The following is a 16,591-nucleotide window of genomic DNA, read 5'->3' as shown; positions in this document are numbered from 1 at the left end:
CTGCTCGTGCTCTTTAAACTCATAGTCCACCGCCCATTTTAATAGCTGAAATAACGGCTTGAGCTTTTTGACGGGTTTCGTCGGCTTCAGCTTGTGGGTCTGAATCAAATACCACGCCAGCGCCGGCTTGAATAAAGGCTACATCGTTTTTAACAAAGGCTGAGCGAATCACGATACAGGTATCCATGTCGCCTAGACCATTTACGTAACCAACAGCGCCGCCGTAACTACCGCGACGTGCTTGTTCAGCTTGTCTGACTAATTGTGATGCACGTACTTTTGGCGCGCCGACTAAAGTGCCCATGTTCATGCATGCTTGATAAGCGTGTAGGGCATCTAAATCTTCACGTAATTGACCTGTAACACGGCTAACGAGATGCATAACGTGTGAGTAGCGGTCAACTTTGAGTAACTCTGCGACTTTACGGCTGCCGCTTTGGCTAATACGAGCAATGTCGTTACGAGCTAAATCAACCAACATTAAGTGCTCAGACAGCTCTTTTTTATCAAGGCGTAGTTCAAGTTCAATACGGCTATCTAAGTCAAAATCAATGCTACCGTCGGCTGTTTTACCGCGCTGACGTGTGCCCGCAATTGGGTATACTTCAACTTGATTGCTCGCTGCATCATATTTAAGCGCACTTTCAGGTGATGCGCCAAATAAGGTGAAGTCTGGGCCGCGAAAATAGAACATGTATGGGCTAGGATTGGTTAAACGCAGTGCTCTATATGCACCTAGCGTATTGGGACAAGGTAAGCTGAAGCTTCTTGAAGGAACGACTTGGAAAATATCACCAGCAACAATGTGCTCTTTTAAATCAACCACAGTTTGCTTAAACGTTTCGTCACTGATGTTAACTTGCGTTTCAGCATCGACCGTCACTAAAGCTTGAACTGGAGTCAGTGTTTGGCATTGCTGATTAACATCAATAGCACGCTTTGCAAGTGTCTCAGTTAGCTGTGCGTCTGTTGAAAACTGGTGGGTAATGATTTCAGCGTGTTGCTGCTGGTGGTCAACTAAAATAAGTGTTTCTGCGAGGTAGAATAAGTAATCAGGGCAATCGTTATCTGCATTAGGCACTTCTGGTAGCGGCTCTACAGTATCGATTAAGTCATACGCCAGCACACCACCTAAAAACAAATCTTCAAAGGCATCTTTTTGGTCAGTTTGAATGTGTTGAACGAACATTCTTAAACCATCAAGAGGAGACGTCGACTTTAAACGGGCATCTTCATCTTGTAACTGCTTGGCTTTAGCAAGGTTAATGACTAACACCTTGTCTTGCTGTTGCTGCTCACTTGTTTTGAAGAAGTCACTGATAGGTGCAAGTAAACTAGCACCGTTATCGGTGAGGGCGCTGAATGCCAGTTTGTAACCGTCACAGCGAACCATCATGGCGGCGTGGGTTAACACAATGCTTTTTAAGTGATCTTTGCTTTCAATCTCAGCGGATTCTAGCAACATAGTATGTGGCGCATTGGCGGTCACATGCTGATAAAGGCTTAATGGATCAGCATGATACGCTAACGGTTGTTTTTGGGTCACTACATGGGCGAACTGATGTTCCATAATACTTATTGCGCCTCTCTAATATGTTGATTCTTCATACTCGATACTCTTATTGGTGCCAGTGTCGTGCTCGGTTTGCGTTAGTTTTATCGGAGAGTGCAAGCCGTAAATAGCAAGAAAGCCCACATCTCTGCGGGCTTTCTAGTAAAATCTTGTTGTTATTTAAATAACTACAACGCTTCACACCACCCGTTAATTTGGGAAGTGCCACCACCAATTGATGTTAAGTGCGTTAAAGTTAGTCATTTAAATCGAATCTCTTGAGTTTAGGTTGTATATCTAAAAAAGTTAGCAAAATGCGTTTGGCTAACGTATGCCTTATAGAAGACCTTAGCTGAGGTTTAAAGTCAATTGAATATTTCTCAAATTTGGTATTTTTTTGTTCATCAAGGTGAAAGTGGCATCAATTTGCTGAATATGTAGCAAATAATCACTTCAGGGTTAAGCTTTTCAACAAAGATTAAAGTACAATAACGTTATGATAACAGACTCTCTCTTGGCCGATCTTCACAGCCATACGACCGCATCAGACGGCGTACTTACTCCTTCTGAACTTGTTGAACGCGCCATTGAAAAGGGCGTTGAAATGCTAGCCATTACTGACCACGATACCGTGGCAGGTCTTGCTGAAGCACATCAATTTAATCAGCAACATGAAAAGCCGCTTAAATTAATCGACGGTGTTGAAATTTCAACTCGTTGGCAGAATTTTGATATCCATATTGTTGGTTTAAACATGGATAAACAAGCGCCAGAGTTACTTGATTTTTTAAGTCGTCAACGTGAATTACGTGAAGAACGCGCTCAAGAAATCGGTGTACGTCTCGCAAAAGCAGGTATTGAAGGCGCTTATGAAGGTGCTAAAAAATACGCCGATGGCGCAGCAATCAGCCGAGGGCATTATGCACGTTGGTTAGCTGAAAACGGCTATGCTAAGGATATGCCGAGTGTATTCAAACGTTACTTAGCTCGTGGGAAAACAGGTTATGTGCCCAATAATTGGAGTGACATGGCTACGGCTATCGACATTATTCATCAAACTGGCGGCGTGGCTGTTTTAGCACATCCAAGCGGTTATAAATTGTCGGCTAAATGGTTAAAACGTTTGGTGCGTGAATACAAAGAAGCCGGCGGTGATGCGATGGAAGTCGTATTGGGCCAACAAAGTATTGATGACCGCGCTAACTTAGTCGCTTTAAGCCATATGAATAACTTGATGGGTTCTATTGGCAGTGATTTTCATTTCCCGAGTAATTGGATTGAGTTAGGCAAAAATTTATTCCAACCTGCTGGCGTACAGTGGGTTTGGCAATCAGAATCTTGGACGGAGCGACCATGAGCCAATTTTTTTATATACATGACGAAAACCCGCAAGCAAGATTAATTAGCCAAGCGGTAAACATTTTAAAGCAGGGGGTGATTGTTTATCCTACTGATTCAGGTTATGCATTAGGTTGTATGATTGGCGAAAAAGATGCCATGACCCGTATGGCGCGTATTCGTAAAATCGACAACGATAATAACTTCTCACTGATGTGTCGTGACTTATCTGAACTGGCTAACTTTGCCCGTGTCGATAACCAAGCATACCGCTTACTGAAAAGCTGCACGCCAGGGCCTTACACTTTTATTTTTAAGGCCAGTAAAGAAGTGCCGCGCAGATTACAGTGCGATAAAAAGAAAACCATTGGTATTCGCGTGCCTGATAACTTGATTGCGTTAGCGCTGTTAGAAGCCCTAGAAGCGCCAATTATGTCGACCAGTTTAGTGATGCCTGATGAAGAGTTTGCAGAGTCTGATCCTGAACATATTCGCGATATTTTAGAGCACAGTGTCGATGCCATTATTCATGGCGGATACTTAGCTGAAAACCAAACGACAGTGATTGATATGTCCGATGGTGACATGGTTATTGTGCGTGAAGGCGCAGGTGACATCAGCCCGTTTGAATAAGGTTTTTGATCAAATTATAGGGCGGTTTCGGGCGCAGTATAACTTTTGACCTGCAAGTTTGTGGGATAGTTGTTTCAACCCTAGGCAATAGTGCGTATAATCGCGCGTTCGGTAATTTCTAGCTATAGTTTTGACGTATTAGCCAGAGTGTAAAGCAAATCAGTTTACCATTTGTTATGTGTTGCTACTTGTTTTAACCAACTGATATTAAGTCATTAAATTAAGGAATAAACCAATGCAGGGTATCCAAAAAAGTTTACCCCTAGCGATTGTTCGCGGTGAAGCACTTGATGCCATGCCGACCGATTTGTTTATTCCGCCAGAAGCGCTTGAAGTGTTTTTAGAGACATTTGAAGGGCCGTTAGATTTATTATTATATTTAATTCGCAAGCAAAAACTGGATGTTGTTGACTTGCCGATTGAAAAAATTACCACTCAGTATTTAGTCTATATTGATATTTTAACTGAAGCGCGAATTGAACTGGCTGCTGACTATTTAGTTATGGCAGCGACACTTGCGGAAATTAAATCTCGACTGTTGTTACCTAAAATAGTGACCGCAGACGAAGAGGAAGAAGATCCTCGCGTGGTGTTAATTCGCCAGTTAAAAGCCTATGAAGTGATAAAGCAGGCAGCGGCCGATTTAGATGGGCTGCCACGATTGGAGCGCGATGTATATTTAGCACAAGCTAAAGCCGCACCAAACATTAAGCCGGTTATCATGCCTCCTGAAGTATCATTAGTTGATATTGCTCAGGCGTTTTCTGAGGTATTAAAACGAATTGATGCGAACGAACATCATCATGTGAAGCGTGAGTTGTTATCAACCCGCGAGCGGATGAGTCAGATTTTAGCAAAACTGTCGACTGAGCATTTTATCCCTTTTACTGATTTATTTGATGTCAGTGAGGGCAAAGCGGGTGTGGTAGTGAGCTTTTTAGCCTTGATGGAATTAGTCAAAGAGCTATTAGTTGATTTGGTTCAAAATGAGCCGTTAGCACCGATTTACGTGAAAGCGTTTTAATCGATGCAGCACAAGATATGAGAAAGGACATCATGCAAATAAACGACATTCAATTAAAACAATTAATCGAAGCCAGTTTATTTGTAATGGGAAAACCACTCAGTATCAAAATGATTAAAGACACTGTTTTAGTTAAGTTTGATGTGTCTCGAGCAAGGATTAAAGCTTGCTTAGATGAGCTACAACAAGATTATCAAGAGCGTGGGGTACAACTGGTCGAAGTGGCTAGTGGTTATCGCTTTCAAACCCAAGAGTTGCTGAGTGAATTCTTACAACCTTTGTGGCAAGAAAAATCCCCTAAATATTCTCGGGCGACGTTAGAAACCTTAGCGGTAATTGCTTATCAGCAACCAGTAACGCGCGGTGATATTGAACATGTAAGAGGTGTGGCCGTCAGCAGCCACATAATAAAGAGTTTAGCTGATAGACATTGGGTAAAAACCGTCGGTCATAAAGAAGTGCCAGGGCGACCAGCACTCTATGCTACGACCACAGAGTTTTTATCCTATTTTGGCTTGAAAACCTTAGCGGATTTACCTTCGCTTAGTGATGAAGAGTCATTGCAGGTGCTATTTGAGAAAGTATCAATGGCACCACAACAAACAGAAGAGTCGAACTAGATGAGCGAAAAATTGCAGAAAGTCTTGGCCCGTGCAGGCCATGGCTCCCGTCGTGAGATGGAGGCATGGATTGCTGCAGGCCGTATTAGTGTAGACGGAGAAATTGCCAGTTTAGGTGATCGCGTTGAAGCGGATGCCAAAATACGCATTGATGGCCGTGCCATCGTTATCAAAACTGAAGAAGACATCATTTGTCGCGTATTGGCTTACCATAAGCCAGAAGGTGAAATTTGTAGTCGTAAAGATCCAGAAGGCAGAACCACAGTGTTCGAACGTTTACCAAAAATACGTGATTCACGTTGGGTAGCGGTTGGACGTTTGGATATCAATACTTCAGGTTTATTATTATTCACATCAGACGGTGAGTTAGCGAACCGTTTAATGCACCCTTCAAATGAAGTTGACCGCGAATATGCGGTACGTACTTTTGGTGAAGTGCCAGAAGCTGCAGTACAGCGTTTACGCAAAGGCGTAACCCTTGAAGATGGCCCTGCAAGTTTTGATTCTATCAAACCTGCTGGTGGCGAAGGCTTAAACAAGTGGTGGCATGTCACGCTTAAAGAAGGACGTAACCGTGAGGTTCGTCGTTTATGGGAATCACAAGAAGTACAAGTGAGCCGTCTTATTCGTGTTCGCTACGGTATGGTTGAATTACCTAAAGCATTGCCGCGTGGTGGTTGGACTGAGCTTGATATGGAACAAGTAAACTACTTGCGCCAGTTAGCCGGTTTAGAGCCAGAAACACGTACACTACTTGGTACCGATAAGCACAGTGTGGCGCGTGCACAAGTTAAAGGCGCTAAAATTCGCCGTGCGGTACGTAAGCATAAAACAGCCGTTGCGCGTCCTAAGTCGACACGTCAACGTGGTTAAACTTTTATAGCAGTTAAGCTATAAGTTGTATTTACTTATTAAGGTCGCCATTGGCGGCCTTTTTTATTGCGTGCTGTTTATTACACGCGGTTTATAGCTTGTAGTTAATTGCTTGTAGTTAATTGCTTGTAGTTTATAGCGTGCCGTTTATTGATATGCCGTTTGTCATCAGCGTTGCAATTCAGCCTTTGCTAAAGGCTTAAATAGAGCTTACTCACCTTAATCAATCATATTCGATGTAGGATATGCTCAAATGGTTATAAATATAATCAAGGGCTTCCTTGAAACTGTGTATATCGCTAACTATATTTAATTTGATGTTTTTTTAGCCAGTTACATACACTTACTGTTGAGGGAGTATTAAATGAAAAAGTTAATCGTCATGGTAGTAGCTTGTCTTTTATATGGCTGTGCATCGGCGCCGACATGGAAAGGGATGTCTGAAAGGGAAATTGCAGACTGGAAAGCGATAGGGTTTGATGCTGCAAAAGCACAAACATGGAGTAAGAGTGGTTTTAATGCTGAGCAATCTCAGCAATGGAGTAAAGCAAGTTTTGATGTCGAGTCAGCATCGGATTGGTCAAAAGAGAAGTTTAACCCAGAAGAAGCGGGAACTTGGAAGCAAGCTGGCTTTGAATTAGATGATGCAGTTGATGATAGGGCGAAAGGCTTAACCCCTGTAAAAATGGATAAATAGTGCTTATTTTAGGCATTAAAGCCGAGATTGCTGCTCAAATAGCCAAATAGACAATTTATTTCAATTTCTACTTTACACCAGCGAGTGAGATCGCTATTATCTCGCTCGTTCGGAGAGATGGCAGAGTGGTCGAATGCACCGGTCTTGAAAACCGGCATGGGTTTGTAGCCCATCTAGGGTTCAAATCCCTATCTCTCCGCCATATTTATCGAAAGAGCCCGCTAGCAATAGCGGGCTTTTTTGTATCTGTATTTTGGAGTATTGCCAATTGGTTTGTAGCGTCTCAATGTAGGGTCCAAATCGCTACCTCTCCGCCATATTAAGAAAAGCCCGCTATTTTATAGCGGGCTTTTTGCTGTTTGGATTTTGAAGTTTTAATGAAAATGGTTTGTAACTCATTAATGTAGGGGATATGACCGTTTATGTTCCAAAGTTTAAAAATCAAAGTCGTGGCGCTTCGCCCACACCAGAGCAAGAAGGGTGAAACTGCTCACCCCTCTTGTATCTCCCCAGCAGCCCCGGCGAAATTTTCTGGAAAGCGAAAGATTTCCAACGGGGGACTATTCAACTTTAAACCTCACATCTAGTCTGCTTCAGCCATTATCGAAAAGGTCTAACGCTTTCGATAGGCCATCCGTGGCCTAACGAAAGCTAACTTGGCATCCATGCCAAGCTCACGACCTATTCTCGATGACCTCAATTCAAATTAAGTCTTTTAGCTGATTAGGTTCTTGGTCTTTGTAGCTTTTTAATTGCGACGAATATAGTCAAATCGAAGAGACAATAATCCCAGTGTGAAACGCTCTGAGCGAGAGGCATGGATGCCGAACTGGCCCCTTAACATGGATGTTATTTGTTTTCGCAGAGCCCACATGGATGCTTACTTTTAAATCAAGAGCTAGCGTCTCGCAGTTTTTTGCACATAAGGTCGCTCTTTCACATCCGTGTGATCGCGACATTCCGTTCATCCTGGGCATTGCAGCGGCAGGCAATGGATTAGATTGAAGTGATGGTCTTCGATGATTTAGCAAAAATAAATGAATTATAAAGTTTGAACTTGTAACTCATTTCAGCACCGAAATAGTTTAGGGAGTGTATTAAAGCTAAGTAAAGTTTACTCAATGTAATGATATACGCCTTGCGCATATCATTTATGATTATTTGTCATTTGATGTAATGGTCAAGCTTCAATATATTAGGTACATGATTATTAGCAACCGCTTGAGTTAATTGTGGTAATTCATTAGTCTAGTTTGACTGTCTATACGCTAATAATGTTTTATTTCATTGTTGCAGTGTTGAAAAGGATTTCCCTTAATTGCATAGACTAAAAAGAGGCCGTATGAAAATTGTGAACTTAACTACAATAGCTTTGATGACAAGTGCAATATTATCTGGACAAGCTATTGCTGAAGATAAACCGAACACCCTAACTGTTAATGCTGATAATTTTACTCATGCAGAAACTGCTCGAAATTACCGTAATTGGGGGAGTAAAGGAGCTACTCAAAAATTTTTTAAAATGAGTGGTTTGCCTCCACGCGGTAAGTCTGCGCCAACGGTTCAAATGAATGACGATACCTTATATGGGGTTGCTATTGTCAAAACTATTGAGGGTAAAGCAACATTTTCTATACCAGCTTCTGATAATTATATGGCTGTTCAAGTGGTAACTGAACGGGGTCATGGCCAACATTATGTTGTTGAAGACGGCAAATACAGCCTCGCGGTAGAATCTGAATTTGCCTTGCTTATTTATCGGTCAGGCACTGAAAATGGCATCGATGCAGCGAAAGCGGCTCTGGATAAAGTTGAAGTTTCAGACTTTAATTTTGCGGTAAACTATCAAGTTCAACCTTATGATTATACTGAAGTTGAAACGTGGGTGAAAAAGTACACTCAAGAAGTAAATAGTATGGATAAGTTTACTTATACTTTTCCGCGTACTTCTGACAAAGTGACTGATCTTCATCAATGGAATTTAGAGAATGCGGCAGGATGGGGTGGTGCCAGCCCTGAAGCTTGGGTAGGTAATAAGTATTCAAATAGTCCGAAAATGAAAGCGGCTATATGTTATGCGACGACATTTAAAGACCCAGAGAATAAATTTTTCACTTCAATTACGGCTTATGATAGTAACAAGTATTTAATGCAAGACGTACGGAACATTAATTCTCATTCATGGGATAAGAACGAAGATGGTTCAATTACCGTGTCATTCAATTGCGGCAATACAGCGCAAAACAATATTGATACTCAAGGGAATGACTTTACGTTCACCACGCGTCACTACGGTGTTAACCCGAAAATAATGAAGAGTAAGAACGACCCGATTATTGCTGGAGTTGAAGCAAAATAATCAAATTTATGACTATACCAATAGATGTTAAATACAGTGTAAGTGCTGATGAATATCACCACTTACACTTATGTCATTTGGAACATTAATCGATGTCGAACGTTACGTTAGTATTGGCTGTAAGTGAAGACGCAGTGTTACTGAAATCTCTAGCCGTTAAAGCCTTCCACGCTGACTTTGAGCAGTATGGGAGCTTTCCTCCGCATATCGAATCCACGCCTTGGCACCAGCAAAGTATTGAGTCTGGTCACTACTATATTATTAAATATGGAAATCAAAATGCGGGTGGCATTTTAGTGGTGCTGAAGAGTTTGACTGAAATTGAGGTGAAGTATTTTTTTATTGCACCTGAGTTTCAGAATAAAAAAATAGGTTCTGAAACCATAAATCTACTTGAAAAACGTTACTCTCAGATCGTTAATTGGTCGCTAGTTACTCCCTATAAAGCTTTTCGTAATCATCATTTTTATCAAAAATTGGGCTATGAAAAAGTAGGCGAAATTCAGCCAGATATTAATGAAGCGTTTTGGCTATTTGAGTACCAAAAAACGATTTGACTACCTTTTTCTTTCCTTTCCCTAGAGCTACTTGTTGCTCAACTTTCAGTTTAACTCTCTTGGTTTCATCCCTTTCAATTTAACCCGTTCGCTTGCAAACGTTGCAGTTCATTATTTTATTCAGTAAGTTACAGACTTAAATTAGTGAAACAAGATGTAATGGTATATTGATAGTAAGGGAAATATGATGAAATGGAATTTGGTAAGCAATATCGCGAAATTACGGGTGTCATTGATGACGTGGTTGGCGCTATCGCTCCTCGCTTTATCACCGTTAAAAGCGCTTGCTGAGGATAAACCTACTGCTGCTGAGTTTGACTACCAAGGCTTTACTCAGCAGTACTTTGAAGCATGGAAAGGCTCACAGAAACCTGATGCCACTCAAGAAGATTTAGAACATTATTTATCTTTTTTAACTGATGATGTGGGTTACCAGCATTTACCTTGGAGCGATGACGATAGCCGTCAGCCTGATGGTAAAGCAGCACTTCGTAAAGGAATGACCTATTACTTAGCATCACACGATGAGTATTCAGCCAAACTGACTAATCAAGCCTATGGTCATAATGTGATTATGATTGAGTTCCATACTGTGGCAAAAGGCACACACCCTGATAATGGCCAATTAACCCTACATGATAACTCAGCGTTTGAAGTGCTTGAAATAGACGACGGTAAGGTGTCAGTGATTAGGCATTATTCGAATTAATCAAAGGTAGGAAGGCGATGACTGGGATTACAGATTTAAATCAATTATTAGCTAATATGTCGCCAGAGTTAAAAGCTGGTGAGTTTGTATTTTGCCATGTAAAAGGGCGAATTGCTGAATATGCCCATTTAGACCCTTTATGCCTTTTTCAGGAGCAAGAAGGGTTAACACTCGTGTTATCTGCAGAGGCAGCTTTACAAGCCTATTTACCGTTTGAAGGACGCTTTAAGCAAATCACTTTAACGGTGCACTCTAGTTTAGAAGCGGTGGGATTAACTGCGGCTATCGCTCAAAAGCTGACTGAACACGGCATCAGTGCCAATGTTATTGCTGCATATTATCATGACCATATCTTTGTTCCTGTCGATAAAGCAGCACTTGCCATGACTGCACTAAAGGAATTTTCAACTATTTGATAGCACTGAGTTAGTATCACTTGGTTTGCTACAAACTATTCTAAGCCAGTTACAAAAACTGTTTCAAAAGTCATTACAAGGACTATTCCAAACAAGCAGGTTATAAAGCACTAGTGACAAAAGTGCGGCTTTAAAAAAGTTTTTATTAGGCTTAAATGCTTTGCTAACTCCGATGATTATCGTTCATTTCTATCAAGCTTCTGATTCTAAAGTTCATTTAACGTACTTATTCTCTAGTCAATTTAGCTACTCAGCGCCGATAGCCAATATAACTAACTAATTTAATGGTTATATTTGAGTTCTATATCGAAATAATTCTATACTGCAATTACACTAACAAATCTCTAATTAACTGTTAACATTCTGATGAGTTAACAACTCAATTTAGCAGCTCAAATATAGCGTCGATTCAAGGGAAGGTTATGACTGATAAGAATAAAGAAGTTTCTTCAACAGAGGTTGTTGCTCAAACAGAAGACGCTCAAGCCCAAGTCGATAAAGCTTCTACTGCTGATACCCCAGCCGATAAAGCAAAGAATCAAAAAATTCGTAAAATCACCAATATCATTTTAATCGTGGTGTGTTTTTTATTTGTTTTTCATCTTATTGCAGACAGATATATTCCTTCTACCGATTTAGGCCGTATACGTGGTTTTGTGGTGCCAATTACGCCGCAGGTATCAGGTGAAGTGATTGAAATTACGACTTCTCCGAATACATTAATTCGAGAGGGCGAAGTGCTAGCGCGGATTAATCCAAAAGATTATGAAATTGCACTGTTTACAGCACAGCAAAATGTGACTCAAGCTGGGCAGAATATGGGAGCATTAACAGCTAATGTTACCGCAGCAAAAGCTAAAGTTGCCAATGCTGAAGCTAACTACACCAACGCCAAAGTACAATCAAAACGTATATTTACAATGGTCGAGCAAAATGTGATGTCTCAGGCTGATGCGGATAATGCCCGCGCAGAATTAGCCAGTGCAGAAGCGGGTGTTGCCGCGGCAAATGCTGACTTAGCCAAAGCTGAAGAGCGTTTAGGTTCAGAAGGTGAAAATAACACAGCTGTTAAATCTGCATTATTAGCACTTGAACAAGCAGAGCTTAATTTGGCAAGAACCGAAATTAAAGCGCCAACTGACGGCGTAGCCTCTAACTTTCGTTTAAAAGAAGGGTTTTACGCGAGTGCAGGGCAACCTGTTATGACGTTTATTTCGTCTGAAGATGTGTGGATTGAAGCGAACTTTAGAGAAAACAGCATAGGCAACATGAAGCCTGGCGATAAAGTCGAGTTTGCACTGGATTATGCTCCCGGCAAAGTATTTACCGGCAAGGTCGCTTACATCGACTACGGTGTTGATTGGGGCCAAAACGAGCAAACAGGTAAGCTTGCGCAAACAACCGGTCAAACTGGTTGGTTAAGACAGTCTCAACGTTTCCCTGTGACTATTGTATTTGATGAAGATGAAGCGAAAGGTTTACGCCGAGTAGGTGGTCAAGCTGATGTGATGGTGTATACCAAAGAGAGCTCAGTCATGAACTTGTTTGGTAAATTTTGGATTCGCCTAGTGAGCTGGTTCTCTTATGTCAGATAAGCAAACCGTTGCCATAGCCCCAGAACTTGAAGAAGCGATATATACCCGTCGGGTTATTCGTTTCACTTTAGGTATCGGTTTAGCTGTGGCAATTTCAGCGGTATTTGCTTGGCAATTAGCGTTTATTGTTCCAGTGTTCGTGGCTAAGTTTTTAGTCGATAGAACCGAGCCCACCATGCAAACTGTTTATGAGTTGTTGTTATCAATGGTGGCAACGATTGCGATTGCGTGGCTAGTCAGCTTTGGCCCTGTGCAATATCCGATGGTGTTGTTGCCACTTCTTGCATTGCTGATGCTATGGGCTTACTACCTTTTTTCAAACCCTAAGTGGAATTTCTTTGCCACCATTTTAATTGTAGCAACCTTAGTGTTGCCCTATTTAGGCATACTGCACCCTGGCGCCGCCATTTTTGTTGGTGTGGGATTAAGCTTTTCAGGTGTAGTGGCAGTGGTCATTTTTACCTTATTGCATATTCTATTGCCTGATTTATCCCCGAATCGAGAAACTCATGTCGCTGCTGGACTAACCTCTGATGAGCGTCTTTATGAGTCTGTTCGTGCACTGATAATTGCCTTTCCTGTGATTACTTTTTTCTACTTATTTGAGATTACTGGCGCGCTATTGACGATGATTTTTATCGCCATTTTGTCATTACAATCAGCAGGGAGTAAGAGTGTAAAAGTGAGCTTGTTTTTGCTGATCACTAACGGCATTGGTGGTGCAATGGCGGTGGTGTTTTACAATTTATTAGTGATTGTCCCTGAGCTTACTTTTTACGTGGGTTTAGCAATGATATGTGCCTTGCTATTTAGTCAAAAGATTTATGCTAATCCAGAGAAAGCGCCTATCTTTGCGGGAATATTTTCAGCGTTATTGGTGGTGGTCGGCTCGACTGCATCTTCAACTGATGCTGATGTTGCTACCAATTTTTATATTCGAATTGCGCAACTGTTCCTTGTGGGAGTATACATGGTAGTGGCATCGTTCTTTCTTGAGACACGTAATTGGAAGTTCTTACAAAAAAGAACTGCAATGTAGTGCTTTAGCTATTTGTTTTTGTTTCGTTGACCGTTAGTTTGAGGTGAGATAAATGCCATCACAAGTTTTTGAAAAAGAACCAAGCGCTTTTATTCCACTTTTACGTGCCGAATACATAGCTCCGTTTGTGGCTAGGCTTAAAGATTTTGATAACAATGTTTATCCGCTTATCGAGCAAGCGGGCCTTCCTGAAAGCTTACTGACAAACGAGTACGATTACGTTTCAGAGCAAGCAGTATTAAACCTTTTAAAATTAATGGCCGAAAAGCTGGGGAAACAACGCTTTGCTGAGTGGTTATACCAAGTCGCTAGATCAATATTCATCCCTCAACATTTAGCTAAAATCTCCTTAAAAGGCACAGTCAGGCAAGCATTAACTGATTTTACTCATGTGGTAAACCTTGAGTCTAAACAAACCCAAGTACATTTGAAAACAGCCTTGAAAAAGGTGTGGTTTGCTCGTTTTCGTCAAAAAGAAGATCCCATTGAAAGTGACCTTTCTGAGCAATTTGCATTAACCATGATGGTTGAGTTAGTGCGAGCTGTGACTCAAACCCATTGGCAACCGATTGATATTGCGCTGCAGTCTTCAAACGAAGCCCATTACTTAAACGTGTTAAAGCTTAATGAGTCGCAAGTGTTTTATGCCCGTAATGTGACGGCGTTAAGTATCTCTGATGCGGTTTTAGATGGTCCTGTAAAGCTGAAAGAAGGGTGGGAGTCCACCTTAAAAACCATAGTAGAAAGTCCTAAAGGATTTGTTGCTAGCCTTCAGTTTGCATTATTACCTTATATGTCTTCAGGACGATTACCTATAACAGCTGCAGCAGATCTTTTAGGATTAAGTGTGCGTACTTTGCAGCGTAGGCTTTCTGAAGAAGGGGTGAGTTACAGCCAAATGGTAGAAGGGATTTATTTTCAGCAAGCTAAGACTCTTTTATTAAACAAGGATATTGCTGTCACCCAGATATCTGCCTCCTTGGGCTATGCTGATGTGGCGCATTTCTCCAGAGCTTTTAAACGCATGTCTGGTTTCTCACCTCGAGTGTTTCGTCAAAATAACCAAACAAAATGAACTTGATTTAAATTTTGCAGTAAATTTCGTTATAACCTCTGCCGTAAGTCTAAGTTTTATATTGCAAAATCATTAGTTAACAGTTTTAAATGTTCTTTTATTAATGATTCGTTGGTTAATGAAATGTTTTTGTGTTGTAGCAGGTGTTTTATTGGTTAAGTTGCGCTATATTTTTATTAATAAACGTATCAAAATTACTTTTGTTTAAAAGAGTTAGCGACCCATAACTGACAACTTGGCTTGTTAATATTATTTTTAAATGGAATGACATTAAATCAGGGACAGACATTATATGAGTGATAAACCAATTTCGAACTCTGCGGAGTTTACTCATGCAGCAGTGGATGCAGCGATTAAAATTGCGTTAATTTTCGCGATGGTGATTTGGTGTTTTAAAATCATTCAACCTTTCATTATGCCTATTTTGTGGGGTGGTATTATTGCCATCGCTTTATACCCTGTTGTAAAACTCGTTAGCCGCAAGCTCAAACTGACTATGGCTAAATCTAGCTTAGTGATCACCTTACTTTCATTAGCTTTGTTAATTGTTCCCACCGTATTGTTTTCAGGCGCCATAGTGTCTGGCACCCAAGATTTTGTCGCTGAAGTTCACGATGGTACTTTAGTGATCCCCGCACCTAAAGAGTCGGTTGCTGAACTACCCTTAGTAGGCGATAAGCTTTATAACGTTTGGTCTTCAGCGTCGTCTGACTTAGAGAAGTTAGTTAGAACTTATGCCGATGAAATAAAAACATTTTCGACTAAAGCTGCTGGCGCATTTGGTAGCTTTGGTATGACAGTCTTACAGTTTTTAATATCAATTATTATTGCTGGCGTGTTTATGGGTAAGGCTGAAGGTTCAAACCAAATGTTCCATAAAGTGTCAGTAAGGCTTGCAGGTAAGCACGGTGAAGAGTTCTCATCACTTGCTGTTGCAACCGTTCGTAGTGTGGTGCAAGGAGTTATTGGCGTTGCATTTATCCAGTCTATTTTAGCGGGTGTTGGCTTAGGGTTAGCTGGCGTACCTGGCACTGGTATTTGGATGTTATTGGTGCTCATTTTAGCCATCATTCAATTACCGCCAATATTAATCTTGGCACCTATCATTGCTTATGTATTTAGTGTCGAATCATCTACTACTGCAATTATCTTTATGATTTGGAGCATTTTAGTGAGTGCCAGTGACGCGTTCTTAAAGCCTATGCTAATGGGACGTGGTGTTGATATTCCTATGTTGGTGATTTTGCTAGGTGCTATCGGCGGGATGATTTTATCTGGCATCGTTGGTTTGTTTGTCGGCGCCGTAGTACTGGCATTAAGTTACAAGCTGTTTTCTGCATGGTTAGTTGTTGAAACGGCCGAAGTGGATACTGACTTAGTGTTACCTGAAGTTGAAAAAACAGAAGGATAAAGCTCGATGGGCAAAGTGATGTCGCAAGAAGACAACTTTAGTTATTTACTGGGGTCTTTAGTATTAGTGTTGTTAAGTGCGGCATTGGTTGAACAGTTTTTCGATGCTGGGCAAATGATTGTGGTAGGCACTACCGTAATGAGTTTATCTATTTCGGTAATTGGTTTAGGTGAAAACAAGCGCTGGATACGTTCAACCTTTGGTTTGATGTTTACCACACTGATTTTTGCCAGTATTGGCTCAGTATTTGAATTGCTTAATTTGGATATTATTGCCCTATTAACCATTCTTTCTTTTCTGATTGCGGCAACTTCAAGGGCTGCGAAACAAGTATTATTTTCTGGCAAAATTTCAACTAATCAAATTGTTGGCTCTATCTGTATCTTTTTACTTTTAGGGCTTATTTGGGCGTTTACCTATTTATTATTAATCGAAATTTTCGGTCCTGCCTTTAATGGTATTGAAGTACAAAAGTGGCCAGATAATTTATCTACTGCAATTTATTACAGCTATATCACGCTAACCACTGTGGGTTACGGTGAGATTTCTCCCAATATGCCTATTGCACGATTTTTTGCTTTTTCTGAGGCTATTTGTGGTCAGTTTTATATGGCGATTATTGTTGCCAGTTTAGTCGGGGCAAAAATGTCTCAAACTGAAAGTTAGCACAAGGCTAATTATACTTTACTTTTC

At 40.9% G+C, this 16,591-nt stretch carries 16 protein-coding genes and 1 tRNA gene; 16 read left to right on the top strand and 1 reads right to left on the bottom strand.

Translation table 11 applies throughout. The features are described 5' to 3' along the window. Positions 1-19 precede the first annotated feature (19 nt). Positions 20-1,570 carry an anthranilate synthase component 1 gene (locus tag AC0L4E_RS11990; protein WP_473679369.1) on the bottom strand — a complete coding sequence of 517 codons (1,551 nt, stop codon included), beginning with the start codon at positions 1,568-1,570 and terminating at the stop codon, positions 20-22. A gap of 478 nt (positions 1,571-2,048) precedes the next feature. Between AC0L4E_RS11990 and rnm the strand changes: the two genes are divergently transcribed. From rnm to AC0L4E_RS11910, 16 genes are all read left to right on the top strand, one after another. Then, a complete protein-coding gene (rnm, locus tag AC0L4E_RS11985) occupies positions 2,049-2,909 on the top strand; it encodes an RNase RNM (RefSeq protein ID WP_473679368.1) in 861 nt (286 codons plus the stop codon). Next, positions 2,906-3,523: an L-threonylcarbamoyladenylate synthase gene (locus AC0L4E_RS11980; RefSeq protein WP_473679367.1), complete on the top strand. Its 618-nt coding sequence runs from the start codon at positions 2,906-2,908 to the stop codon at positions 3,521-3,523. The genes rnm and AC0L4E_RS11980 overlap by 4 nt, the downstream gene beginning before the upstream one ends. Before the next feature lie 235 nt (positions 3,524-3,758). Continuing rightward, a complete protein-coding gene (locus tag AC0L4E_RS11975) occupies positions 3,759-4,547 on the top strand; it encodes a segregation and condensation protein A (protein ID WP_473679366.1) in 789 nt (262 codons plus the stop codon). Between the two features lie 32 nt (positions 4,548-4,579). Beyond that, positions 4,580-5,167 carry an SMC-Scp complex subunit ScpB gene (scpB, locus tag AC0L4E_RS11970; RefSeq protein WP_473679365.1) on the top strand — a complete coding sequence of 196 codons (588 nt, stop codon included), beginning with the start codon at positions 4,580-4,582 and terminating at the stop codon, positions 5,165-5,167. Then, positions 5,168-6,040 (top strand): 23S rRNA pseudouridine(2605) synthase RluB, encoded by an 873-nt coding sequence (gene rluB, locus AC0L4E_RS11965; RefSeq protein WP_473679364.1) that lies wholly within the window; start codon positions 5,168-5,170, stop codon positions 6,038-6,040. Positions 6,041-6,404: 364 nt separating this feature from the next. Further along, complete coding sequence (locus AC0L4E_RS11960) at positions 6,405-6,737, top strand: hypothetical protein (protein WP_473679363.1); 333 nt, start codon at positions 6,405-6,407, stop codon at positions 6,735-6,737. A gap of 111 nt (positions 6,738-6,848) precedes the next feature. Next, positions 6,849-6,939, top strand: a tRNA-Ser gene (locus AC0L4E_RS11955). A 1,140-nt stretch (positions 6,940-8,079) separates the two neighbouring features. Beyond that, entirely contained in the window at positions 8,080-9,096 is a 1,017-nt protein-coding gene (locus AC0L4E_RS11950) for a hypothetical protein (RefSeq protein WP_473679362.1), read from the top strand. Positions 9,097-9,188: 92 nt separating this feature from the next. Beyond that, positions 9,189-9,653 (top strand): GNAT family N-acetyltransferase, encoded by a 465-nt coding sequence (locus tag AC0L4E_RS11945; RefSeq protein ID WP_473679361.1) that lies wholly within the window; start codon positions 9,189-9,191, stop codon positions 9,651-9,653. Positions 9,654-9,840: 187 nt separating this feature from the next. Continuing rightward, positions 9,841-10,362, top strand: a complete 522-nt coding sequence (locus tag AC0L4E_RS11940) for a nuclear transport factor 2 family protein (RefSeq protein ID WP_473679360.1) — start codon at positions 9,841-9,843, stop codon at positions 10,360-10,362. A gap of 17 nt (positions 10,363-10,379) precedes the next feature. Continuing rightward, the gene (locus tag AC0L4E_RS11935) at positions 10,380-10,778 is read left to right on the top strand and encodes an ACT domain-containing protein (protein WP_473679359.1); all 399 of its coding nucleotides are present in this window, start codon (positions 10,380-10,382) and stop codon (positions 10,776-10,778) included. A 422-nt stretch (positions 10,779-11,200) separates the two neighbouring features. Continuing rightward, positions 11,201-12,373 carry an HlyD family secretion protein gene (locus AC0L4E_RS11930; RefSeq protein WP_473679358.1) on the top strand — a complete coding sequence of 391 codons (1,173 nt, stop codon included), beginning with the start codon at positions 11,201-11,203 and terminating at the stop codon, positions 12,371-12,373. Continuing rightward, positions 12,363-13,412: a DUF2955 domain-containing protein gene (locus AC0L4E_RS11925; protein WP_473679357.1), complete on the top strand. Its 1,050-nt coding sequence runs from the start codon at positions 12,363-12,365 to the stop codon at positions 13,410-13,412. The genes AC0L4E_RS11930 and AC0L4E_RS11925 overlap by 11 nt, the downstream gene beginning before the upstream one ends. Before the next feature lie 52 nt (positions 13,413-13,464). Further along, entirely contained in the window at positions 13,465-14,487 is a 1,023-nt protein-coding gene (locus tag AC0L4E_RS11920; protein WP_473679356.1) for a helix-turn-helix domain-containing protein, read from the top strand. A 292-nt stretch (positions 14,488-14,779) separates the two neighbouring features. Then, positions 14,780-15,898, top strand: a complete 1,119-nt coding sequence (locus tag AC0L4E_RS11915) for an AI-2E family transporter (RefSeq protein WP_473679355.1) — start codon at positions 14,780-14,782, stop codon at positions 15,896-15,898. Positions 15,899-15,904: 6 nt separating this feature from the next. Continuing rightward, the gene (locus AC0L4E_RS11910; RefSeq protein ID WP_473679354.1) at positions 15,905-16,564 is read left to right on the top strand and encodes an ion channel; all 660 of its coding nucleotides are present in this window, start codon (positions 15,905-15,907) and stop codon (positions 16,562-16,564) included. Positions 16,565-16,591: the final 27 nt, after the last annotated feature.

This window comes from Shewanella sp. GJ50-10 (assembly GCF_055808815.1).
The sequence above is the reverse complement of the archived record's forward strand: the minus strand, read 5'-3'. Positions and strand labels throughout refer to the sequence as shown.